The organism is Pseudomonas sp. W15Feb34 (genome assembly GCF_023127765.1).
Classification (GTDB): domain Bacteria; phylum Pseudomonadota; class Gammaproteobacteria; order Pseudomonadales; family Pseudomonadaceae; genus Aquipseudomonas; species Aquipseudomonas synxantha_A.
The window spans coordinates 271,047-294,112 of record NZ_SPKN01000003.1 but is presented as its reverse complement, the minus strand read 5'-3'; the positions used below and the strand labels follow the sequence as shown (position 1 = coordinate 294,112).

Annotated in this window: 23 protein-coding genes and 1 pseudogene; 17 read left to right on the top strand and 7 right to left on the bottom strand. The window is 61.0% G+C overall.

Going from position 1 to position 23,066, the window contains the following annotated elements; genetic code table 11:
• Nucleotides 1–40 precede the first annotated feature (40 nt).
• Entirely contained in the window at nucleotides 41–715 is a 675-nt protein-coding gene (radC, locus tag E4O97_RS02055; protein WP_216090481.1) for a DNA repair protein RadC, read from the bottom strand.
• A 143-nt stretch (nucleotides 716–858) separates the two neighbouring features.
• Between radC and coaBC the strand changes: the two genes are divergently transcribed.
• From coaBC to argB, 4 genes and pseudogenes are all read left to right on the top strand, one after another.
• Nucleotides 859–2,067: a bifunctional phosphopantothenoylcysteine decarboxylase/phosphopantothenate--cysteine ligase CoaBC gene (coaBC, locus tag E4O97_RS02050; RefSeq protein ID WP_015886530.1), complete on the top strand. Its 1,209-nt coding sequence runs from the start codon at nucleotides 859–861 to the stop codon at nucleotides 2,065–2,067.
• 5 nt (nucleotides 2,068–2,072) lie between these two features.
• Nucleotides 2,073–2,528 carry a dUTP diphosphatase gene (gene dut / locus E4O97_RS02045; RefSeq protein WP_005792483.1) on the top strand — a complete coding sequence of 152 codons (456 nt, stop codon included), beginning with the start codon at nucleotides 2,073–2,075 and terminating at the stop codon, nucleotides 2,526–2,528.
• A gap of 248 nt (nucleotides 2,529–2,776) precedes the next feature.
• Nucleotides 2,777–4,189 (top strand): annotated as a pseudogene (locus tag E4O97_RS02040) (phosphomannomutase/phosphoglucomutase); the annotation flags it as partial.
• 20 nt (nucleotides 4,190–4,209) lie between these two features.
• Nucleotides 4,210–5,115: an acetylglutamate kinase gene (argB, locus tag E4O97_RS02035; protein WP_003213275.1), complete on the top strand. Its 906-nt coding sequence runs from the start codon at nucleotides 4,210–4,212 to the stop codon at nucleotides 5,113–5,115.
• A gap of 166 nt (nucleotides 5,116–5,281) precedes the next feature.
• Here the strand turns inward: argB and pyrE are convergent, their stop codons facing one another.
• Complete coding sequence (pyrE, locus tag E4O97_RS02030; RefSeq protein WP_003195489.1) at nucleotides 5,282–5,926, bottom strand: orotate phosphoribosyltransferase; 645 nt, start codon at nucleotides 5,924–5,926, stop codon at nucleotides 5,282–5,284.
• Nucleotides 5,927–6,008: 82 nt separating this feature from the next.
• On the opposite strand from pyrE, the gene E4O97_RS02025 reads away from it, so the two are divergent.
• The gene (locus E4O97_RS02025; RefSeq protein ID WP_003195493.1) at nucleotides 6,009–6,788 is read left to right on the top strand and encodes an exodeoxyribonuclease III; all 780 of its coding nucleotides are present in this window, start codon (nucleotides 6,009–6,011) and stop codon (nucleotides 6,786–6,788) included.
• Between the two features lie 59 nt (nucleotides 6,789–6,847).
• Here the strand turns inward: E4O97_RS02025 and E4O97_RS02020 are convergent, their stop codons facing one another.
• Nucleotides 6,848–7,216 (bottom strand): DUF4870 domain-containing protein, encoded by a 369-nt coding sequence (locus tag E4O97_RS02020; RefSeq protein WP_005792486.1) that lies wholly within the window; start codon nucleotides 7,214–7,216, stop codon nucleotides 6,848–6,850.
• 22 nt (nucleotides 7,217–7,238) lie between these two features.
• On the bottom strand, nucleotides 7,239–7,961 hold the full coding sequence (gene rph / locus E4O97_RS02015) for a ribonuclease PH (protein WP_005792487.1): 723 nt from the start codon (nucleotides 7,959–7,961) through the stop codon (nucleotides 7,239–7,241).
• A gap of 214 nt (nucleotides 7,962–8,175) precedes the next feature.
• Here rph and E4O97_RS02010 point away from each other — a divergent pair, with 214 nt between their 5' ends.
• The 6 genes from E4O97_RS02010 to E4O97_RS01985 all read left to right on the top strand — a co-directional run bounded on the left by E4O97_RS02010 (nucleotide 8,176) and on the right by E4O97_RS01985 (nucleotide 13,469).
• Nucleotides 8,176–9,039 carry a YicC/YloC family endoribonuclease gene (locus E4O97_RS02010; RefSeq protein ID WP_005792488.1) on the top strand — a complete coding sequence of 288 codons (864 nt, stop codon included), beginning with the start codon at nucleotides 8,176–8,178 and terminating at the stop codon, nucleotides 9,037–9,039.
• A 10-nt stretch (nucleotides 9,040–9,049) separates the two neighbouring features.
• The gene (gene gmk, locus E4O97_RS02005) at nucleotides 9,050–9,670 is read left to right on the top strand and encodes a guanylate kinase (RefSeq protein ID WP_003213284.1); all 621 of its coding nucleotides are present in this window, start codon (nucleotides 9,050–9,052) and stop codon (nucleotides 9,668–9,670) included.
• A 167-nt stretch (nucleotides 9,671–9,837) separates the two neighbouring features.
• Nucleotides 9,838–10,101 (top strand): DNA-directed RNA polymerase subunit omega, encoded by a 264-nt coding sequence (rpoZ, locus tag E4O97_RS02000; RefSeq protein WP_003176920.1) that lies wholly within the window; start codon nucleotides 9,838–9,840, stop codon nucleotides 10,099–10,101.
• 60 nt (nucleotides 10,102–10,161) lie between these two features.
• The gene (spoT, locus tag E4O97_RS01995; RefSeq protein ID WP_005792489.1) at nucleotides 10,162–12,267 is read left to right on the top strand and encodes a bifunctional GTP diphosphokinase/guanosine-3',5'-bis pyrophosphate 3'-pyrophosphohydrolase; all 2,106 of its coding nucleotides are present in this window, start codon (nucleotides 10,162–10,164) and stop codon (nucleotides 12,265–12,267) included.
• A 24-nt stretch (nucleotides 12,268–12,291) separates the two neighbouring features.
• On the top strand, nucleotides 12,292–12,672 hold the full coding sequence (locus E4O97_RS01990; RefSeq protein ID WP_003176922.1) for a RidA family protein: 381 nt from the start codon (nucleotides 12,292–12,294) through the stop codon (nucleotides 12,670–12,672).
• 56 nt (nucleotides 12,673–12,728) lie between these two features.
• Nucleotides 12,729–13,469 carry a hypothetical protein gene (locus E4O97_RS01985; protein ID WP_032878714.1) on the top strand — a complete coding sequence of 247 codons (741 nt, stop codon included), beginning with the start codon at nucleotides 12,729–12,731 and terminating at the stop codon, nucleotides 13,467–13,469.
• A 126-nt stretch (nucleotides 13,470–13,595) separates the two neighbouring features.
• Here E4O97_RS01985 and E4O97_RS01980 read toward each other — a convergent pair whose 3' ends face one another.
• A complete protein-coding gene (locus E4O97_RS01980; RefSeq protein WP_248160794.1) occupies nucleotides 13,596–14,447 on the bottom strand; it encodes an SDR family oxidoreductase in 852 nt (283 codons plus the stop codon).
• Nucleotides 14,448–14,635: 188 nt separating this feature from the next.
• On the opposite strand from E4O97_RS01980, the gene exbB reads away from it, so the two are divergent.
• The 6 genes from exbB (at nucleotide 14,636) to E4O97_RS01950 (ending at nucleotide 21,434) form a co-directional block, all read left to right on the top strand.
• On the top strand, nucleotides 14,636–15,619 hold the full coding sequence (gene exbB, locus E4O97_RS01975; RefSeq protein ID WP_032878712.1) for a tonB-system energizer ExbB: 984 nt from the start codon (nucleotides 14,636–14,638) through the stop codon (nucleotides 15,617–15,619).
• Between the two features lie 6 nt (nucleotides 15,620–15,625).
• On the top strand, nucleotides 15,626–16,051 hold the full coding sequence (exbD, locus tag E4O97_RS01970) for a TonB system transport protein ExbD (RefSeq protein ID WP_003195519.1): 426 nt from the start codon (nucleotides 15,626–15,628) through the stop codon (nucleotides 16,049–16,051).
• Nucleotides 16,048–16,794 carry an energy transducer TonB gene (locus E4O97_RS01965; protein ID WP_005792493.1) on the top strand — a complete coding sequence of 249 codons (747 nt, stop codon included), beginning with the start codon at nucleotides 16,048–16,050 and terminating at the stop codon, nucleotides 16,792–16,794. The genes exbD and E4O97_RS01965 overlap by 4 nt, the downstream gene beginning before the upstream one ends.
• 157 nt (nucleotides 16,795–16,951) lie before the next feature.
• Nucleotides 16,952–17,872 (top strand): hydrogen peroxide-inducible genes activator, encoded by a 921-nt coding sequence (locus E4O97_RS01960; RefSeq protein WP_032878710.1) that lies wholly within the window; start codon nucleotides 16,952–16,954, stop codon nucleotides 17,870–17,872.
• Nucleotides 17,873–17,880: 8 nt separating this feature from the next.
• Nucleotides 17,881–19,956 (top strand): ATP-dependent DNA helicase RecG, encoded by a 2,076-nt coding sequence (gene recG / locus E4O97_RS01955; RefSeq protein WP_032881178.1) that lies wholly within the window; start codon nucleotides 17,881–17,883, stop codon nucleotides 19,954–19,956.
• A gap of 77 nt (nucleotides 19,957–20,033) precedes the next feature.
• Complete coding sequence (locus tag E4O97_RS01950; RefSeq protein ID WP_005792496.1) at nucleotides 20,034–21,434, top strand: aminoacyl-tRNA deacylase and HDOD domain-containing protein; 1,401 nt, start codon at nucleotides 20,034–20,036, stop codon at nucleotides 21,432–21,434.
• Between the two features lie 132 nt (nucleotides 21,435–21,566).
• Here E4O97_RS01950 and E4O97_RS01945 read toward each other — a convergent pair whose 3' ends face one another.
• The gene (locus tag E4O97_RS01945) at nucleotides 21,567–21,941 is read right to left on the bottom strand and encodes a hypothetical protein (RefSeq protein ID WP_032803751.1); all 375 of its coding nucleotides are present in this window, start codon (nucleotides 21,939–21,941) and stop codon (nucleotides 21,567–21,569) included.
• A gap of 124 nt (nucleotides 21,942–22,065) precedes the next feature.
• Complete coding sequence (gene tagQ / locus E4O97_RS01940) at nucleotides 22,066–22,992, bottom strand: type VI secretion system-associated lipoprotein TagQ (RefSeq protein ID WP_032878708.1); 927 nt, start codon at nucleotides 22,990–22,992, stop codon at nucleotides 22,066–22,068.
• Nucleotides 22,993–23,066: the final 74 nt, after the last annotated feature.

Here is a 23,066-nt window from a genome sequence, read left to right as displayed (position 1 = left end):
GTAGGAACGAGCTTGTTCGCTCCTACAGGAACAGAGGTGGCTATACCCATCCGTATTCAGCCATCGACAGCGGATCACCATCTCCCACAATGATGTGATCCAGCACCCGCACATCCACCACTTCCAACGCCTTTTGCAGCATTTTGGTCAATCTGCGATCAGATGCACTGGGCTCCGCATTCCCGGAGGGATGGTTGTGGCACAAAATCACCGCTGCCGCGTTATGAGCCAAGGCACGCTTGACCACCTGCCGCGGGTAAACAATCGCAGTGTCGATGGTGCCCTGAAACAACGCCTCGAACCCCAGTACACGATGCTTTGAGTCCAGGAACAGACAGCCGAATATCTCATGAGGCTCATGGCGCAACAGCGCCTTGAGGTATTGACGCACAGCCAGCGGGCTCTCCACTACCGAGTCGTCGCGCAAGCGTTCGGCCAGATGGCGCCGGGACATTTCCAGCACCGCCTGCAATTGGGCGAACTTCGCCGGCCCCAGCCCCATATGCTGGCTGAACAGCGCCTGGCTGGCCTCCAACAGCGGGCGCAGGCCGCCAAACTGCACCAGCAGATCACGCGCCAGATCCACCGCACTTCGACCGGAAACGCCAGTACGCAGGAAGATCGCCAACAATTCGGCATCGGACAGGCTCGCCGCGCCACCTTCCAACAGCTTCTCCCGTGGACGCTCCGCCACGGGCCAATCACGAATACTCATCCCACCTCCGTCTGTATCTGCTGCGCTGTTGCGCGGCAGACGCTGTGTTATCGTAGGCCCTCTTTTTTGCATGCGATTTCACCTGGGGAGGGGTCATCGCAGGCGTCACTGAACTGGCATCACTGAACTGGAAAGGCAAACCAATGCAGCGTCTGTATCGGAAACGCATCGTTCTCGGCGTCGGCGGCGGCATTGCCGCCTACAAGAGCGCAGAGTTGGTTCGCAGGCTCCTGGACCAGGGCGCGGAAGTGCGCGTGGTCATGACCCGTGGTGGCAGTGAGTTCATCACCCCGTTGACCATGCAGGCCCTGTCCGGCCACCCGGTTCACCTCGACCTGCTGGACCCGGCGGCCGAAGCCGCCATGGGCCATATCGAACTGGCCAAATGGGCCGACCTGGTGCTGATCGCCCCGGCCACCGCCGACCTGATCGCCCGCCTGGCCCAGGGCATCGCCGATGACCTGCTGACCACCCTGGTATTGGCCACCGACGCCACCGTCGCGATCGCCCCGGCCATGAACCAGGCCATGTGGCGCGACCCGGCCACCCAAGCCAATACCCAACTCCTGCAAAGCCGCGGCCTCAAGGTGTTTGGCCCCGCATCCGGCAGCCAGGCCTGTGGCGACGTCGGCATGGGCCGGATGCTCGAAGCCACCGACCTTGCGCTATGCGCCGCCGAGTGCTTCCAGCACCTGGCCCTGACCGGCAAGCACGTGCTGATCACCGCAGGCCCGACCCAGGAAAACATCGACCCGGTGCGCTACATCACCAACCATAGCTCAGGAAAAATGGGCTTTGCGTTGGCAGAAGCTGCGGTCGAGGCAGGCGCACGGGTGACCCTGATCACAGGCCCCGTGCATTTGCCGACCCCTGATCGCGTCACGCGAATCGACGTAGTCAGCGCCCGGGACATGCTGGCGGCCTGTGAAGCCGCCATTCCCTGTGACCTGTTCATCGCCTCGGCAGCGGTGGCGGATTACCGCCCGGAAGTCGTAGCCCCGCAAAAGCTCAAGAAAGACCCTACAAGCGGCGACGGCCTGCTCCTGCAAATGGTGCGCAACCCGGACATTCTGGCCACCATCGCCACCCGTCCGGACCGTCCGTTCAGTGTCGGTTTCGCTGCCGAGACCGAGCACCTTCTGGACTACGCCGCGCGCAAACTGAAAGACAAAAACCTCGACTTGATCGTTGCCAATGATGTCGCCAACCCGAGCATCGGCTTCAACAGCGAGGAAAATGCCTGCAGCGTGATCGACCGCGAGCTGCACGCCACCCTTTTCGCCCAGACCAGCAAGGGCAAGATTGCCCGCCAACTGATCTCTTTTATCGCCCAACGGCTGAACCAGGTTTAATTTTCATGCACGCTTTGCAAGCCAAGATCCTCGACCCCCGCATCGGCAACGAATTCCCCCTGCCGGCCTACGCCACACCAGGCTCCGCCGGCCTGGACCTGCGCGCCATGCTCAAGGAAGACACCATCCTTGAGCCGGGCCAGACCATCCTGATCCCGACCGGCCTGTCGATCTATGTCGGCGACCCGGGCCTGGCGGCGCTGATCCTGCCGCGCTCCGGCCTGGGCCACAAACACGGCATCGTGCTCGGCAACCTGGTCGGCCTGATCGACTCCGACTACCAGGGCGAGCTGATGGTGTCGTGCTGGAACCGTGGCCAGACTGCTTTCAACATCGCCGTCGGCGAGCGCATCGCCCAACTGGTCCTGGTGCCGGTGGTGCAGGCGCATTTTGAATTGGTGCAGGAATTCGACGAAACCCAGCGCGGCGCAGGCGGTTTTGGGCATTCCGGCAGTCACTGACTAAGCTGAACGTGGCCGGATGCAATCGTCCGGCCACGCGCCACCGCCCGGCTTTTCAGGATGAAGAATGCGCGGAAATAATCATCGAGATTTCTCCAATGAAATCAAAGGACTACGTAAAAATAATGCTAGCGCCAATGCGCCGATGGCATTTTTACACCACGAACTCTCTGCCGAAAACGCCGTCATACCCTTCAGTTTGAGCCTGCCGGCCAGCCACATCAGGCCCGCCTTGCCCCCTTTCAGATGGAGTTTCCCCCGCGATGAGTACCGCAGCCCGCGTAGCCCCGACCTTTCCCGACAGCATTTTTCGCGCCTATGACATTCGTGGCGTGGTACCCAAGACCCTGACCGCCGAAACCGCCTACTGGATCGGCCGCGCCATCGGTTCGCAGAGCCTTGCCCAGGGCGAACCCAACGTCTCGGTGGGTCGTGACGGCCGTTTGTCCGGCCCCGAGCTGGTCGAGCAACTGATCCAGGGGCTGGCCGACAGCGGTTGCCACGTCAGCGACGTCGGCCTGGTGCCGACACCCGCGTTGTACTACGCGGCCAACGTACTGGCCGGTAAATCCGGGGTGATGCTCACCGGCAGCCATAACCCTTCGGACTACAACGGCTTCAAGATCGTCATCGCTGGCGATACGCTGGCCAATGAACAGATCCAGGCCCTGCACACCCGCCTGAAAACCAACGACCTGACCAGCGGCACCGGCACCATCACCAAGGTCGACATCCTGCAGCGCTACTCCGATGAAATCACCCGCGACGTCAAACTCGCGCGCCGCCTCAAAGTGGTGGTGGATTGCGGAAACGGCGCGGCTGGCGTGATAGCCCCGCAATTGCTCGAAGCGCTGAACTGCGAAGTAATCCCGCTGTTCTGCGACGTCGACGGCAACTTCCCCAACCACCACCCGGACCCGGGCAAGCCGGAAAACCTGGAGGACCTGATCGCCAAGGTCAAGGAAGTGGGCGCCGACGTCGGCCTGGCCTTCGATGGCGACGGTGACCGCGTAGGCGTGGTGACCGAAACCGGCGAGATCGTATTCCCCGACCGCCTGCTGATGCTGTTTGCCCGTGACGTCGTGGCGCGCAACCCCAACGCCGAGATCATCTTCGACGTGAAATGCACCCGCCGCCTGACGCCACTGATCAAGGAGTACGGCGGTCGCCCGCTAATGTGGAAGACCGGTCATTCGTTGATCAAAAAGAAAATGAAGGAAACCGGCGCACTATTGGCCGGCGAAATGAGCGGCCACGTGTTCTTCAAGGAGCGCTGGTTCGGGTTTGACGACGGCATTTACAGCGCCGCTCGTCTGCTGGAGATCCTCAGCAAGGAAAAATCCACCGCCGAAGAACTGTTTCAGACCTTCCCGAATGATATTTCTACGCCAGAGATCAATATCCATGTGACCGAGGAGAGCAAATTCAGCATCATTGACGCATTGCACGATGCGCAATGGGGTGAAGGCGCCAACCTGACCTCCATTGATGGTGTGCGAGTCGATTACGCCAAAGGCTGGGGCCTGGTTCGCGCGTCCAACACCACACCGGTGCTGGTCCTGCGTTTCGAGGCGGATACCGAGGCCGAGTTGCAGCGCATCAAGGACGTGTTCCACGCCCAGTTGAAACGTGTTGCCCCTGATCTCCAATTACCGTTCTGATTTTTTGCCCGGAGCCCTGAATGACCCTCGAACGCGAAGCCGCTGCCAACACCGCCAAGGTCCTGTCCGAAGCGTTGCCTTATATTCGACGCTACGTCGGCAAGACGCTGGTGATCAAGTACGGCGGCAATGCCATGGAAAGCGACGAGCTGAAAACCGGCTTTGCCCGCGACATCGTGCTGATGAAAGCCGTGGGGATCAACCCGGTGGTCGTCCACGGTGGCGGCCCGCAAATCGGCGACCTGCTCAAGCGTCTGTCGATCGAGAGTCACTTCATCGATGGTATGCGTGTCACTGACGCGCAGACCATGGACGTGGTGGAGATGGTCCTCGGCGGCCAGGTCAACAAAGACATCGTCAACCTGATCAACCGCCACGGCGGCAGCGCCATCGGCCTGACCGGCAAGGATGCGGAGCTGATCCGCGCCAAGAAACTTACCGTGACCCGCAAGACGCCGGAGATGACCCAGCCGGAAATCATCGACATCGGCCAGGTGGGCGAAGTGATCGGCATCAACACCGATTTGCTCAACCTGCTGGTCAAGGGCGACTTCATCCCGGTGATTGCGCCGATCGGCGTGGGCGCCAATGGCGAGTCCTATAACATCAACGCCGATCTGGTAGCCGGTAAGGTGGCGGAAGCACTGAAGGCTGAAAAGCTGATGCTACTGACCAATATCGCCGGTTTGATGGACAAGGAAGGCAAGGTACTCACCGGCCTGACCACCCAGCAGGTAGACGACCTGATCGCCGACGGCACCATCTACGGCGGCATGTTGCCGAAGATCCGTTGCGCGCTGGAAGCAGTGCAAGGTGGTGTAGGCAGCTCGCTGATCCTGGATGGCCGTGTGCCGAATGCAATCCTGCTGGAAATCTTCACTGATACCGGTGTGGGCACGCTGATCAGTAACCGCAAGCGTCCTTAACCGCTGCAAATAAAAAGGCCCCGCTCGATCCAATCGAACGGGGCCTTTTGTTTGTACACAGTTCACATGTGGGAGCTGGCTTGCCTGCGATGACGGCAGTACATGCAAAAATGCACCGCCTGACACACCGCTATCGCGGGCAAGCCCGCTCCCACAGGATTCAGTGTCAGACGCCAAACTGCTCGCGGTAGGCACGCACCGCCGGCAAATGCTGCTTGAGCTGCGGGTCATCTTCCAGGAACTGCAACACCTGGTTCAACGACACGATGCTCACCACCGGGATGCCGAAGTCACGCTCCACTTCCTGGATCGCCGACAACTCACCGTTGCCGCGCTCCTGGCGGTTCAAGGCGATCAGCACACCAGCAGCTTTTGCGCCGTCCTGGGAAGCGATGATCTGCATCACTTCACGGATCGCGGTGCCTGCGGTGATCACGTCATCGATGATCAGCACATCGCCGGTCAATGGCGCGCCGACCAGGCTGCCACCTTCACCATGGGCCTTGGCTTCCTTACGGTTGAAACACCACGGCAAGTCCTGCCCGTGATGCTCCGCCAGGGCGACCGCCGTCGCCGCTGCCAGGGGAATACCCTTGTAGGCCGGACCAAAAAGCACATCAAAGGAAATACCGCTTTCAACGATGGCTGCCGCGTAGAAACGACCCAACTGAGCCAGGGCCGAACCCGAGTTGAACAAGCCTGCATTGAAGAAGTACGGGCTGGTGCGCCCGGACTTGAGAGTGAACTCACCGAAGCGTAAAACGCCGCGATCGATGGCAAAACGAATGAAATCGCGTTGATACGCCTGCATGAAAAAAGCCTCAGATACCACGGATTTAGCTAATTAGGTGGACGGCGTGTATCATACACGCACGCGATTTTTGGGGCCATTTATGCGGATCATCAGTGTGAACGTTAATGGTATTCAGGCTGCAGTCGAGCGTGGTTTGCTCAGTTGGCTGCAAGCCCAGAATGCCGACGTCATCTGCCTGCAGGACACCCGCGCCTCCGCCTTTGAACTGGACGACCCAGCCTTCCAACTGGATGGCTACTTCCTTTATGCCTGCGATGCCGAAGTGCCCACCCAAGGTGGCGTGGCTTTGTACTCGCGGTTGCAACCCAAGGCGGTCATCAGCGGCCTCGGCTTCGAGACAGCCGACCGCTACGGGCGCTACCTGCAAGCCGATTTCGACAAGGTCAGCATCGCGACCTTGCTGCTTCCTTCGGGGCAGAACGGCGATGAAGACTTGAACCAGAAGTTCAAGCTAATGGACGACTTCGCCCGTTACCTGGATAAACAGCGACGCAAACGTCGCGAGTACATTTATTGTGGCTCGCTGTACGTGGCGCAACAGAAGCTGGATATCAAGAACTGGCGCGACAGCCAGCAATCACCGGGCTTCCTGGCGCCGGAACGGGCCTGGATGGACGAGATTGTCGGCAACATGGGCTATGTTGATGCCCTGCGCGAAGTCAGCCGCGAAGGCGATCAGTACAGCTGGTGGCCGGATAACGAACAGGCCGAGATGCTCAACCTGGGCTGGCGTTTCGACTATCAGCTGCTGACCCCGGGCCTGCGCCGGTTCGTACGCAGCGCTCGCCTGCCACGCCAGCCGCGCTTCTCGCAGCACGCGCCGCTGATCGTCGACTACGACTGGACCTTGACCATCTGAGGTCTTTTTCCAGGCACAAAAAAACCGACAGCAATGTCGGTTTTTTTGTGGCCGCTCGGTTACTTGACCAGACGCCAAGTCCACGGATAGCGATAGGCAATGCCCTTGTTGGCCTTGATCCCGGCAATGATCGTCAGTATCAACGCCCCTATCACCAGTACGGTCATCAGCAAAAAGCCGACCACCACGAAGCCCAGCACCAGACACACCAACCAGGCGATGGCCACGGTGATCTGAAAATTCAGGGCTTCCTTGCCCTGATCATCGATAAGCGGGTCCACATCCTTCTTGAACTGCCACAGGATCAGCGGCCCCAACACGCTGCCGAAGGGGAACACCAACCCTGCAAACGCCGCGAAATGACACAGCATTGCCAACTGGCGTACTTCCTTGGACGGTGCCGGAACCGGCAATTGGCTGTCATTCATGGCGCTTCTCCTTGGGGCGGGCTTAGTCAGCGAGTGCAGCGGTTTGCAGTGCAAAGATTTCGGTCATGCCCTTCTGGGCCAGGGCCAGCATCGCGTTCAGCTCAGCCGGCTGGAATGGCGCGCCTTCGGCGGTGCCCTGCACTTCGATGAAACCACCGGTGCTGGTCATGACCACGTTCAGATCGGTCTCGGCGGCCGAGTCTTCCAGGTAATCCAGGTCCAGCACAGGCTCGCCCTGGTACATGCCGACCGACACAGCTGCGATCATCTGCTTGAGCGGGTCACCCGCCTTGAGGCCGCCGCGCTTCTTGATCACTTTCAATGCGTCGACCAGGGCTACCATGGCGCCAGTGATGGATGCAGTACGGGTACCGCCATCAGCCTGGATCACGTCGCAGTCGACGTAAAGGGTCACGTCGCCCAATTTGGACATGTCCAGCGCGGCACGCAGGGAACGGCCAATCAGGCGCTGGATTTCCAGGGTACGCCCGCCTTGCTTGCCACGGCTGGCTTCACGCTGGTTACGCTCACCGGTGGCGCGCGGCAACATGCCGTACTCTGCGGTCAACCAGCCCTGGCCCTGGCCCTTGAGGAAGCGCGGCACGCCGTTTTCGACGCTGACGGTGCAAATCACCTTGGTATCGCCAAACTCGACCAGTACGGATCCCTCGGCGTGTTTGGTGTAGTTGCGGGTGATGCGGATCGAGCGGAGCTGATCGGCAGCGCGACCACTTGGACGTTTCATAGGGGATACCTGTACTGAGGACGAAAAACTGCCGAGCATTATAGAGCCGCGAGCCGATTCGGGGCACTTCTAAAAATTCGGTTACGAATGCGCATGTTTGGGCGCCTCCTGCGCACTGCGCTACAATCCTGCGCCTCTCGACCGTAGGAGCGAGCTTGCTCGCTCCTACAGGTCGGCCTGGCCAATCTCTATCTATCCAACACGAGGTACCTCCATGGTGCACAGCATGACCGCCTTCGCCCGTGTCGAAAAAGCCGGGGTTCAAGGCACCCTCAGCTGGGAATTGCGCTCGGTCAACAGCCGTTACCTGGAGCCACACCTGCGCCTGCCCGAGTCGTTCCGCGACCTCGAAGGCGCCGTTCGTGAAGCGCTGCGCCAGGGCATTTCCCGTGGCAAGCTGGAATGCACCCTGCGTTTTACCGAAGAAACCACCGGTAAACCGCTGCAGCTGGACCGCGACCGCGCCGCACAACTGGTTGCCGCCGCCGAAACCATCGCCGGCCTGATCAAGCAACCGGCCGCGCTGAACCCTCTGGAAGTCCTGGCCTGGCCCGGCGTACTGGTGGGCGACGCAACCGACCCGCAGGCCCTGAACGCCGAAGCCCTCGCGCTGTTCAACCAGGGCCTGAAGGAGCTCAAGGCCGGCCGTGAGCGCGAAGGCGCTGAACTGGCGCGCCTGATCAACGAGCGTCTGACATCGATCGAAGCCGATGTGGTCACCCTGCGCGAACTGGTGCCGCAGATGCTTGCTACCCAACGCCAGAAGATCCTCGACCGCTTCACCGACATGAAAGCCGACCTTGACCCGACGCGTCTGGAACAGGAAATGGTCCTGCTTGCCCAGAAAAGCGACGTGGCCGAAGAACTCGACCGCCTGAGCACCCACATTCTTGAAGTACGCCGCGTGCTCAAGTCCGGTGGCGCCGCCGGTCGGCGCCTGGACTTCCTGATGCAGGAACTCAACCGCGAAGCCAATACACTGGGCTCCAAGGCGTTCGATCCGCGCAGCACCACGGCGGCGGTCAACCTCAAAGTGTTGATCGAGCAAATGCGCGAACAAGTACAGAATATTGAGTAAGGCAACCTCCATGACCCACAGCACCGGCACCCTTTACATCATTTCCGCCCCTTCGGGCGCGGGCAAAAGCAGCCTGGTCAAAGCCTTGACCGACGCTGACGAGCAGATCCGCATTTCGGTGTCGCACACCACCCGCGCCATGCGCCCGGGCGAAGTGAACGGCGTGCACTATCACTTCGTCGAGCGTACCGAATTCGTCAAGATGATCGAACACGGCGACTTCCTGGAGCGCGCCGAAGTCTTCGGCAACCTCTACGGCACCTCCCAAAGTCATCTGCAGCAGACCCTGGACGAAGGCCACGACCTGATCCTGGAAATCGATTGGCAGGGCGCCGAGCAAGTGCGCCAATTGATGCCCAAGGCACGCTCGATCTTTATCCTGCCGCCGTCGCTTGAAGCGTTGCACCAGCGCCTGACCAACCGTGGCCAGGACAGCGACGAGATCATCGAAGGGCGTATGCGTGAAGCCGTCAGCGAAATGAGCCACTATGTCGACTACGACTACCTGATCATCAATGACGATTTTGCCCACGCCCTGGATGATTTGAAGGCGATTTTCCGTGCCAATCAGCTCCAGCAAAAGCGTCAACAGCAGCGTTTCGGCAAATTACTCGCCGAACTGCTCGGCTGATTGGCTCTTCCCAAAACCGCTGCAAGGGCCTTACATTGGCACTTGTAGCGGTTTTGCGAGAGCCTGCGAAAAATCAGCGCTTCCCTAAACGCTGGTGATTTTTTAAACTGCTCAGTCCGCTCGCCCAACCGGGCAGCGCGCATCTTGCATTCGCTCCGAGGAATACCATGGCCCGCGTAACCGTTGAAGACTGCCTAGAACACGTGGATAACCGCTTTGAGCTGGTCATGCTCTCTACCAAGCGTGCCCGTCAACTGGCCACTGGCGGCAAAGAGCCCCTGGTCCAGTGGGAAAACGACAAGCCTACCGTTGTAGCTCTGCGTGAAATCGCTGAAGGCCTGATGAGCTACGAGTTCATTGCCAACGCCGAAATCGTTGAAGACGAACCGCTGTTTGCAGCGTTCGAGGACGAGTCCAACGAGGCCGTCTAAGCCTATGCCAGGTCGACGTAGCACGGCGCAGGGTCACAGTCATCGGCAGGAGTTCACACTTTGCCGAGCATAGACGCCCTCGCCGATCGCTTATCGGCCTACCTCGGCCCCGACCAGGTCAACCTGGTCCGCCGAGCGTATTTCTACGCCGAACAAGCCCACGACGGCCAACGCCGACGTAGCGGTGAGGCGTACGTCACCCATCCCCTTGCGGTGGCAAATATCCTGGCCGACATGCACATGGACCATCAGAGCCTGATGGCCGCGATGCTGCATGACGTGATCGAAGACACCGGCATTGCCAAGGAAGCGCTCAGCGCGCAATTTGGCGAAACCGTGGCCGAACTGGTCGACGGGGTCAGCAAACTGACCCAGATGAACTTCGAGACCAAGGCCGAAGCCCAGGCGGAAAACTTCCAGAAGATGGCCATGGCCATGGCCCGAGACATTCGGGTGATCCTGGTCAAGCTGGCCGACCGGCTGCACAACATGCGCACGCTGGAAGTGCTGTCCGGCGAAAAGCGTCGGCGCATCGCCAAGGAAACTCTGGAAATCTACGCGCCCATCGCCAACCGGCTGGGCATGCACGCTATTCGTATCGAATTCGAAGACCTTGGTTTCAAAGCCATGCACCCGATGCGTTCGGCGCGCATCTACCAGGCGGTCAAACGCGCCCGGGGCAATCGCAAGGAAATCGTCAACAAGATCGAAGAATCCCTGAGCCATTGCCTGGCAATCGACGAAATCGAAGGCGAGGTCAGTGGCCGCCAGAAGCACATCTACGGCATCTACAAGAAGATGCGCGGCAAGCGCCGGGCCTTCAACGAGATCATGGACGTGTACGCGTTCCGGATCATCGTCGACAAGGTCGATACCTGCTACCGCGTGCTGGGCGCTGTACATAATTTGTACAAGCCCTTGCCGGGCCGCTTCAAGGACTACATCGCGATCCCCAAGGCCAACGGCTATCAGTCGCTGCATACCACGCTGTTCGGTATGCATGGCGTGCCGATCGAGATTCAGATCCGTACCCGCGAAATGGAAGAGATGGCCAACAACGGCATCGCCGCCCATTGGCTGTACAAGTCCAGTGGCGACGAGCAGCCCAAAGGCACCCATGCCCGCGCCCGCCAGTGGGTCAAGGGCGTGCTGGAAATGCAGCAACGTGCCGGCAACTCACTGGAATTCATCGAAAGCGTGAAGATCGACCTGTTCCCGGACGAGGTCTACGTGTTCACGCCCAAGGGCCGGATCATGGAGCTGCCCAAGGGCTCCACAGCGGTCGACTTCGCCTACGCGGTACACACCGACGTCGGCAACAGCTGCATTGCCTGTCGGATCAATCGTCGTCTCGCGCCGCTGTCCGAGCCCCTGCAAAGCGGCTCCACGGTCGAGATCGTCAGTGCTCCGGGCGCTCGCCCCAACCCGGCATGGCTGAACTTCGTGGTCACCGGCAAGGCCCGTACGCATATTCGCCACGCCCTGAAACTGCAGCGTCGCTCCGAGTCCATCAGCCTGGGCGAGCGCCTGCTGAACAAGGTGCTCAACGGCTTCGACAGCGCCCTGGACAAGATTGCGCAAGAGCGCGTGCAGGCGATGCTTCATGAGTATCGCCAGGAAACCATCGAAGACCTGCTCGAAGATATCGGCCTGGGCAACCGCATGGCTTACGTGGTCGCCCGTCGCTTGCTGGGCGAAGGCGAACAACTGCCGAGCCCGGAAGGCCCGCTGGCGATTCGCGGCACCGAGGGTCTGGTGCTCAGTTACGCAAAATGTTGCACACCGATTCCGGGCGACCCGATTGTCGGCCACCTGTCCGCGGGCAAGGGCATGGTGGTGCACCTGGACAACTGCCGCAATATCACCGAAATCCGCCACAACCCGGAAAAATGCATCCAGCTCTCGTGGGCCAAGGATGTCACCGGCGAATTCAACGTCGAGCTGCGGGTGGAGCTGGAACACCAGCGCGGCCTGATCGCCCTGCTGGCCAGCAGCGTCAACGCGGCCGATGGCAATATCGAGAAAATCAGCATGGACGAACGTGATGGTCGCATCAGCGTGGTCCAACTGGTGGTCAGTGTGCACGACCGCGTGCACCTGGCCCGCGTGATCAAGAAACTGCGCGCCTTGACCGGTGTGATCCGCATCACCCGTATGCGTGCATAACCGATCCATTACAAGGAGTCATTCATGACCAAGACAGTTATCACCAGCGATAAAGCCCCAGCCGCCATCGGCACCTACTCCCAGGCGATCAAGGCGGGCAACACCGTCTACATGTCCGGCCAGATTCCGCTGGACCCAAAGACCATGGAACTGGTTGAAGGCTTCGAAGCCCAGACCGTACAAGTCTTCGAAAACCTCAAGTCCGTGGCTGAAGCTGCCGGTGGTTCGTTCAAAGACATCGTCAAGCTGAACATCTTCCTCACCGACCTGAGCCATTTTGCCAAGGTCAACGAGATCATGGGCAAGTACTTCGAACAACCCTACCCAGCCCGCGCCGCCATCGGCGTTGCCGCCCTGCCAAAGGGCGCACAGGTTGAGATGGACGCCATTCTGGTCATCGAGTAAAACACCCGGCGCAGCCCCAAAAGGCTGCGCCGGCTTCGCTTCATAAGGATTTCGTAATGCGCAAAGCGCTTGTAGCCTCTTCGTTGCTCGCACTGTTGCTCGGCGGTTGTGCCAGCAACCCGGCCGATCTGGACGTAAGCGGTACCTGGATCAACCAGGCCGCCATCGACGCGGCAGCCAAGGGCGGCCCTTTGCGTGAAGCCCTGCAATCCTATGGCCCCAACCTTGAGTGGGAGGTCAACACCAAGGCGTTGCAGGCGCGCTACTACAACGGTTTTGAAGTAGCGGAAGGCAAGTTGTCGGGTGAAAAACCCGGCGCGTGGAGCGTGGACTTCTACGGCAGCTCCGCCACCGAACTCAAGCGCAAAGGCAAACAATTGCTGCAAGTGGCCAACGACAATGAGCCAGAGCAGCTGTTCGCCCGCGCCAAAGACCCGGCCCCCGAAGGCGCACCACTGGGTGCCAACTTCGAACGGGCGCTGTATGCGGCCTACATGGGCGGCGACTGGAAGATAACCGACGGCACCGGCAACGGCGCCACAGTGCAGTTCCAGGCTGACGGCAAGATCGCCGGTCTGCCTGGCGTTGACCGTTACTCACTGTGCCTGGCGGGTGATTGCGCCTCCATGAGCGGCGGCTACGACAGCATCTGGCTGCAACTGAACGGCCAGGGCAACCCATGGATCTTCGTACGCAAGGGTGAGCAACTGGAAATCTTCCAGGCGATCAACACCGCCCAGGCCGATGAAGTGCCTTCGTTTACCCCAGGCCCGCGCCAATGGCTGCTTGAAAAGTAATAACAACGTCACCTGGATCTAAAGGTGGGAGGGGGCTTGCCCCCGATAGCATCACACCAGTCAATATTTCCTTGGCTGACTCACCGCTATCGGGAGCAAGCCCCCTCCCACATTTTTGACCGGGTTTCATTCTTTCAGGATGGCGGCATAGCCTTCCCGGTAAGTCGGGTAAGTCGGCACCCAGCCCAACGCCTTGATACGCGCATTACTGCACTGCTTGCTCCCCGCACGCCGCACACTGGCGTCATCAGCCCATTCGGTCACACCCAGGTACTCGCGCAACCAGCCCACCACCTCGGCCAATGGCGCCGGCGCATCGTCGACACCGATGTAGACTTTGTCCAATGTACCGCCCTGCTCTACGTGCCGCAGTAAAAACGCCAGCAGCCCGGCCGCATCATCAGCGTGAATCCGGTTGCCATATAAAGGCGGGTCAACCGCTACGCGGTAGCCTTGACGCACCTGGGTCAGCAGCCATTCACGACCCGGGCCGTAAATCCCGGTCAGCCGCACGATGGTGGCCGGAATACCACTATTGAGCGCCATTTGCTCAGCTTCCAGCATCACCTGCCCGGAATAACCCTTCGCTTGCGTCTCTGACGTTTCGTCGACCCACTCGCCGTTCTGCTGCCCATACACACTGCTGCTGGAGACAAACAGCAAATGCTTGGGCGCCTGGCCGTAGTCGTCCAGCCACTCCAGTACATGCTGCAACCCTTGCACGTAGGCGGCGCGATAGCCGGCCTCGTCGTGGTCGGTGGCAGCGGCGCAGTACACCAGATAATCCACCCCGCCGATCGGCCAGGTGTCCGGGCAATCCTTTTTGAACAGATCGCCAGCGATGCCGATCACGCCGTCGGGCAGGCGTGAAATATCGCGGCGCAGGCCGTGGACCTCCCATTCCGAGGCCAGCAATTGGCTAGCCAGCCGACTACCCACATCACCGCAACCGGCAATCACAACAGAAGGCGCAGACATCATAAAACTCCATTCTCAAAGGCGCAGATTAGCCGCGCGAGTGGATCAACGGCCAGTGAAAAGCGAAATAAAGTAACAGTGCCACTTTAGTTAACAAGAATTACTTGCAATAATAACCACCCATTTGTCCTCGACCCCCCTCGGTCTGGAAGGACGATCACCCATTTTTTCTCTCAGGTCCGGCCAGCATGACATGTAATACAACCCCCGCTTCGCCAACCAAGCCTCACAGCCCATCCCGCGCCTGGCGTGCGATTGCTGCGATGCTGTTCAGCGTCCTGCTGGCACCGACCGCCGCATTCGCTGATGCCACCGCCCCCGCCACTCCGGCGGCTACCGAGCAGAATGCTGCGACCCCGACGACACCTGCCGTTGCTCCAGTGGCTACCGACCCGGCCCAGGCCACGGGCGACGCCGCACCTGCCAACGAAACCGGCGTTGTGCTGGAAGAAGACAACACCCTGGGTATGGCCCATGACCTGTCGCCATGGGGCATGTACCAGAATGCCGACGTAGTGGTGAAGGCTGTGATGATCGGCCTGGCCATCGCCTCGATCATCACCTGGACCATCTGGATTGCCAAAGGCTTCGAGCTGCTGGGCGCCAAGCGTCGTCTGCGCGCTGAAATCGTCCACCTGAAAAAAGCCACTACCCTCAAGGAAGCGAGCGAAACCGCAACCAAAAAGGGCACCCTGGCCAACACCCTGGTGCACGACGCGCTGGAAGAAATGCGCCTGTCGGCCAACACCCGCGAAAAAGAAGGCATCAAGGAACGCGTGGCTTTCCGCCTGGAGCGCCTGGTTGCCGCCTGCGGCCGTAACATGAGCAGCGGCACCGGCGTACTCGCCACCATCGGTTCCACCGCGCCGTTTGTCGGCCTGTTCGGCACCGTATGGGGCATCATGAACAGCTTCATCGGCATCGCCAAAACCCAGACCACCAACCTCGCCGTCGTTGCCCCCGGCATCGCCGAAGCCCTGCTGGCTACTGCCCTGGGCCTGGTTGCCGCGATCCCTGCGGTGGTGATCTACAACGTCTTCGCCCGTTCGATCGCCGGCTACAAGGCTCAGGTATCGGATGCGTCGGCAGAAGTCCTGCTGCTGGTCAGCCGTGACCTCGATCACCTGCCTACCGAGCGCAGCTCGCAACCGCACATGGTGAAAGTGGGGTAATCGGCCATGGGCCTGCATTTGAATCAAGGCGACGACGAACTCGTCGAGAACCACGAAATCAACGTTACGCCGTTTATCGACGTGATGCTGGTGCTGCTGATCATCTTCATGGTGGCTGCACCGTTGGCCACCGTGGACATCAAGGTTGACCTGCCCGCCTCCAGCGCCAAGCCGGCGCCGCGGCCGGAGAAGCCGATTTTCCTCAGCGTCAAGGCGGACCAACGCCTGTTCCTGGGCGAAGAAGAAGTCAAGGCTGAAACCCTGGGGCCGGTGCTCGACGCCAAGACCCAGGGCAAGAAAGACACGACAATCTTCTTCCAGGCCGACAAGGGCGTGGACTACGGCGACCTGATGAGTGTGATGGATGCCCTGCGGGCAGCCGGCTACCTCAAGGTAGGCCTGGTCGGACTTGAGACGGCAGCCAAGAAATGATCACGACGCGCCACAAACTGACGCGTTACGGCACCAGCCTCGCCGTCGTGCTGGGCGTGCATGCCGTCGCGATCATCATCGCGCTCCAATGGTCCGCGCCGCAGGTGATCCAGTTACCGCCTGCCGCGATGGTCATCGACCTGGCGCCGCTGCCAGCGCCACCGCCGCCTCCGGCACCGCCCAAGGTCGTGGCGCCACCGCCGCCGCCAGTTGAGGAGCTGCCGCTGCCGAAATTGGCCGAGGCGCCCAAACCAACGATCCAGGTGCCCAAGCCGGTCAAGCCCAAACCCAAGCCGCAACCGCCCAAGCCAGTGGAGAAGAAGCCCGATCCGCCCAAGGAGAAACCTTCCGAGGAGCCTCCAAGCGAAACGCCGCCGAGCAACGCGCCTGCGCAAAAATCCGCCCAGCCTGCGCCCGGGCCATCGGCACAGCAGCTTGCTGCCCAGGCATCCTGGCAAAGTACCCTGCTGGCGCACCTGCAGAAGTACAAGAAGTACCCGCCGGGCGCCCAGCAACGTGGCAAGGAAGGCATGAACCGCTTGCGTTTCGTGGTCGATGGCGAAGGCAATGTACTGTCCTACGAACTGGAAGGCCGCTCCGGCAACGCCGACCTGGATCGCGCGACTCTGGAGATGATCCGCAAGGCTCAACCCTTGCCCAAACCGCCAGCCGACTTGTTGAAAAACGGCAGTGTCGAACTGGTCGCACCCTTCGTTTACAACATCGATAAACGTCGCCGCTAGCGGAGCAATGTGGGAGGGGCTTGCCCCCCTCCCGCACTGACTTTCACCGCGACAACAATTTCCGACATTCCCCACTCAATCCCCAGCAAAGTTCTGATAACGTGCGTCTATCGATTGCAGCCGGTATGCTTGGCCCGCAACTTCATGGACGCCCGCTATGACTCTTACAGAATTACGCTACATCGTGACCCTCGCCCAAGAACAGCACTTCGGCCATGCCGCCGAGCGTTGCCACGTCAGCCAGCCGACGCTGTCGGTGGGCGTGAAAAAGCTTGAAGACGAACTCGGTGTGCTGATTTTCGAGCGCAGCAAGAGCGCCGTGCGCCTCACCCCAGTGGGCGAAGGCATCGTTGCCCAGGCCCAGAAGGTCCTGGAGCAGGCGCAAAGCATTCGCGAGCTGGCCCAGGCCGGCAAGAACCAGCTGACCGCACCGCTCAAAGTCGGCGCGATCTACACTGTCGGCCCTTACCTGTTCCCGCACCTGATCCCGCAACTGCACCGCGTCGCGCCGCAGATGCCGCTGTATATCGAAGAAAACTTCACTCACGTGCTGCGCGACAAACTGCGCAACGGCGAGTTGGACGCGATCATCATCGCCCTGCCGTTCAACGAGGCGGACGTGCTGACCCTGCCGCTCTACGACGAGCCGTTCTACGTGCTGATGCCGGCCTCGCACCCGTGGACCAAAAAGGACACCATCGATGCCGGCCTGCTCAACGACAAGAGCCTGCTGCTGCTCGGCGAAGGCCACTGCTTCCGCGACCAGGTACTGGAAGCCTGCCCGACCCTGACCAAGGGCAACGACGGCGCCAAGCACACCACGGTGGAATCCAGCTCCCTGGAAACCATTCGCCATATGGTCGCTTCCGGCCTGGGTATTTCGATCCTGCCGCTGTCAGCGGTGGACAGCCATCACTACGCTCAAGGCGTGATCGAAGTTCGCCCACTCACGCCTCCGGTGCCGTTCCGTACCGTGGCGATCGCCTGGCGCGCCAGCTTCCCACGCCCCAAGGCAATTGAGATCCTCGCCGACTCGATTCGCCTGTGTTCGGTGGCCAAGCCGCCCGCTGCGAGCTAAGCAACCGTATGACTGAGCTGTCGCAGGTGTCGGTGACGGCACTCAAGGGTGTCGGTGACGCCATGGCCGAGAAGTTGGCCAAGGTCGGCCTGGAAAACCTCCAGGACGTGCTGTTCCACTTGCCCCTGCGTTATCAGGACCGCACCCGCGTCGTGCCCATCGGCCATTTGCGCCCAGGCCAGGATGCGGTGGTCGAAGGCACTGTCAGCGGCGCTGACGTGGTGATGGGCAAGCGCCGCAGCCTGGTGGTGCGCCTGCAGGATGGTACTGGCGGCTTGAGCCTGCGCTTCTACCATTTCAGCAACGCGCAGAAAGAAGGCCTCAAGCGTGGCACCCGTGTGCGCTGCTACGGTGAGGCACGTCCCGGTGCATCGGGCCTGGAGATCTACCACCCGGAATACCGCGCCATCACCGGCGACGAACCGCCACCGGTGGACACCACCCTCACGCCGATCTACCCGCTGACCGAGGGCCTGACCCAGCAACGCCTGCGCCAACTGTGCATGCAAACCCTGACCATGCTCGGCCCGCAAAGCCTGCCCGACTGGCTGCCCCTGGAGCTGGCCCGCGACTATCAACTGGCGCCCCTGGCCGATGCGATCCGCTACCTGCATCACCCGCCCGCCGATGCCGATGTGGACGAACTCGCCCTCGGCCATCACTGGGCCCAGCATCGCCTGGCCTTCGAAGAGCTGTTGACCCACCAACTGTCCCAGCAGCGCCTGCGTGAAAGCATGCGCTCCCTGCGTGCGCCGGCGATGCCCAAGGCTACGCGGCTGCCCGCGCAATACCTGGCCAACCTCGGCTTTGCGCCGACCGGAGCACAGCAGCGCGTGGGCAATGAGATCGCCTACGACCTCAGCCAGCAAGAACCCATGCTGCGCCTGATCCAGGGCGACGTGGGCGCAGGCAAAACCGTGGTCGCCGCCCTCGCCGCCTTGCAAGCACTGGAGGCGGGTTACCAAGTCGCGCTGATGGCGCCGACAGAAATTCTCGCCGAACAACACTTCATCACCTTCAAGCGCTGGCTCGAGCCGCTGGGCCTGGAAGTGGCGTGGCTGGCCGGCAAGCTCAAAGGCAAGAACCGTGCGAGCGCCCTGGAGCAAATCGCTGCCGGCGCGCCGATGGTGGTGGGCACCCATGCGCTGTTCCAGGACGAAGTGCAGTTCAAGAACCTCGCGCTGGTGATCATCGACGAGCAGCATCGCTTCGGCGTGCAACAGCGCCTGGCCCTGCGCCAGAAAGGCGTGGGCGGGCGCATGAACCCGCACCAGTTGATCATGACCGCCACCCCGATCCCGCGCACCCTGGCCATGAGCGCCTACGCCGATCTCGACACCTCGATCCTCGATGAATTGCCGCCCGGGCGTACGCCGGTCAACACCGTGCTGGTCACCGACACCCGGCGCGTGGAGGTGATCGAGCGCGTGCGCGGCGCCTGCGCCGAAGGCCGGCAGGCGTACTGGGTCTGTACCTTGATTGAAGAGTCCGAAGAGCTGACCTGCCAAGCCGCCGAAACCACTTACGAAGACCTCACCAGCGCCCTGGGCGAACTCAAGGTCGGGCTGATCCATGGCCGCATGAAACCGGCAGAGAAAGCCGCAGTGATGGCCGAGTTCAAGGCCGGCAACCTGCAATTGCTGGTGGCTACCACGGTGATCGAAGTGGGCGTGGACGTGCCCAACGCCAGCCTGATGATCATCGAAAACCCCGAACGCCTGGGCCTGGCGCAACTGCACCAATTGCGCGGCCGGGTCGGCCGGGGCAGCGCTGCCAGCCATTGCGTGCTGTTGTATCACCCGCCGCTGTCGCAGATCGGCCGCCAGCGCCTGGGCATCATGCGCGAAACCAACGACGGGTTTGTCATCGCCGAAAAAGACCTCGAACTGCGCGGCCCGGGTGAAATGCTCGGCACACGCCAGACCGGTCTGCTGCAATTCAAGGTCGCTGACCTGATGCGTGACGCCGACTTGTTGCCTGCTGTGCGCGACGCCGCGCAAGCCTTGTTGGAACGCTGGCCCGAACATGTCAGCCCGCTGCTGGATCGCTGGCTGCGGCACGGGCAGCAATACGGCCAAGTGTGACGCCCGACGCACTTATCCGACCATCACCCGTATCAAGCTGGTTATACTCCAATGACTGTAAGAAATTGGATCAGGCCATGTCAGAAGTTGCCCTCGCCACAGCCCCACTGACCGCCCCGCCGGTCATTCGGGCGCTGCTCGCAAAGCTCGCCGTCCCCTACACGGAAGTCGCCGAACACGCGGGCCTGAACCCTGCGCGAAAGGTCCAGGCGGTGTTGCTTGAGGATGCGGTCGGTGCACTCATGGTGCTGTTCCCTCAAAGCCAGTTGCTTGACCTCAACCGCCTCACCGAACTCACTGGTCGCCGTCTCACGGCCGTAGCCCCGGAGCGGGTCGAGCGTATGCTTGGCAAGCATGACCTGAGCCTGCTGCCCGGGCTGCCGCCGCTCACCAGTTCACCTTGCCTGTATGAAGGCAGCCTGCTCAACGAGCCGAGCCTGCTGGTGCATTCGGGCGAAGCCGGGTTGTTGCTGGAAATCCCCAGTGACGCCTTCAAGAGCCTGCTCACCAAGGCCAGTGCCGCCCAGTTCGGCGAGCCATTGAGCAACATTCGCCCGAACCTGGACCGCCCCAATGATGACCGCGAGGAAATCACCCAGGCGATGCAGGCGTTCACAGCCCGCCGCATTCAGCAACGCCTGGAAGCGACCATCGAGATTCCACCGCTGGCCGACACGGCGCAAAAGATCATCAAGCTGCGCGTAGATCCCAACGCCACCATCGATGACATCACCGGCGTGGTGGAAACCGACCCGGCGCTGGCCGCCCAGGTGGTGAGTTGGGCCGCGTCGCCCTACTACGCCTCGCCGGGCAAGATCCGTTCAGTCGAAGACGCCATCGTGCGCGTACTGGGCTTCGATCTGGTGATCAACCTGGCGCTCGGCCTGGCACTGGGCAAAACCCTGAGCCTGCCCAAAGACCGTCCGCATCAGTCCACCCCGTACTGGCATCAGTCGATCTACACCGCTGCCGTGATCGAGGGGCTGACCCGCGCCATGCCCCGTGCCCAGCGCCCGGAAGCCGGCCTGACCTACCTGGCCGGGCTGTTGCACAACTTCGGCTACCTGCTGCTGGCCCATGTGTTCCCACCGCATTTCTCGCTGATCTGCCGACACCTGGAGGTCAACCCGCACCTGTGCCACAGCTATGTCGAGCAACATTTGCTGGGGATCAGCCGCGAACAGATTGGTGCGTGGCTGATGCGCTACTGGGACATGCCGGACGAACTGTCCACAGCCCTGCGCTTTCAGCACGATCCGACCTATGACGGGCAATATGCCGAGTATCCGAACTTGGTGTGTCTGGCGGTGCGATTGTTGCGTAGCCGGGGAATTGGATCGGGGCCAGATGAGGCGATTCCGGATGCGTTGCTGGAGCGTTTGGGCTTGAGCCGGGAAAAAGCTGAGGAAGTGGTCGCCAAGGTGTTGGATGCCGAGGTGCTGTTGCGCGAGTTGGCATCGCAGTTCAGCCAGGGCTAAATCTTTCACCTGATAAACCGCTATCGCAGGCAAGCCAGCTCCCACAGTTGACCGAGTTCCAGCGTTGGAGCGCAGCCAGACTGTGGGAGCTGGCTTGCCTGCGATGAATCCAACTCGGTATACCTGAAAACCCTACTTCTTTTTCTTCGGCTTCAAATACTTGGTCAGCCCTTGAAACCAGATCACCAGCGCCGGGTTGCCCTTGATCTGGATCGACTTGTCCTGAATCCCCGTCATGAACGCCAGTTGCTTGTTCTTCGCCTGCATCGTGGCAAAACCGTAGGCGGCATCCTTGAAAGCAATCGCAAAGGCAGGCTCAGGGTGAACACCTGAACGGCTGGTGATGCGCTGGTCTTTGACAATGAAGTGACGGGCAACCTTGCCGTCGAGGGTCTGCAGCTGGAAGGCCAGGTCTTTGTCACCCAGTTGCTGCTGGAAGGCGGGATTGGTGCGGCTGGCTTTGCCCATCATCAGGCCAAGCACCCACAGAAGAAGACGAAATTTCATGCACACGGCCTCGGTGTATTTATTGGAGTGGCCGCAGCAGTGTAACGATTTGCAAATAGAACGCCACCGATCTTGCGCTTTAGGCGCAGATCGGCTGGCGTTTAACGCTTATAGCAACAAGTGCTTAGACGTTAGGGCAAGGTACCGGCGCCCAGTCAACCAGGTTCGGGTTGGTGCAGTTGAGCTTGAGCTGGGAATCACCCGCGTTGGCTACCTGCTTGCTTTCAGCTTGCTTGGCCTGGGCCGTTTGCAAGGTCTTCTCGGTGGTGACCGCTTCTTTCGGCACGGTTGGCAGCACCGGCTTTTTCGGTGGCTTGGTGCCCGCGCCTTTCTTCTTGGTCGGCGTCACGACAGGCGCCGCATCGGCCTGGGCCACGGTGACCACGTCGGCACGCTGCACGCCGACTTGCTGCAGGTCTTTTTCGTAAGCCTGAGTGTAGTTGTTCAGGTCTTCGCTGGCTTTGCCGTTGACTGCGACGATCAGGTCATTGGATTCCTTCAAGCCCGAGACGATTTCCGCCAGGCGCTTGCGGCCTTCGGTATCGTTGACGGTCTTGGCCTTGCGGTCGGCCACAAGCTTGGTGAACGCACTCTGGTAGCACTGCTGCGACGCCTTGGCGTAGGCGGTGCTGCGGTCGATGTCGGAGACGCTTTTATTCACGTCAGCGGCATAGGAGGCGATGCGCTGGTTGTCATCGGCGATCTGCTTCTGACGTTCGGTGTAGTAACCCGCCGCGCCGCCGGCCAGGGCGCCACCGGCAGCACCGATGGCGGCATTACGGCCACGTTTTTCCTTGTCGCCGGTCAGCGCGCCCAGCAACGCACCGCCGGCCGCGCCGATGGCGGCACCGGTCACCACCGACTTGGTCATGTTCGAGTCGGTGGCACGCAGATGCTGCACCGGCTCGTAGCAGTTGGGGTAGTACTCGACCTTGGTGCTCGACGCGACCTTGGACGCAGGCGACGTAGCGCAACCGGTCAACACGGTGCTGAAACCGGCCGCGATCAGCAGCAGGTGACGCTTGGAAACCGACTTACGGGAAAAAAGCATAGATGTGATCTCTGTTAAGTTTGACTTGCCCAGCACGGCCCACCGCCGCCTGAGTCCCTTCCAAGCTCGCTAGA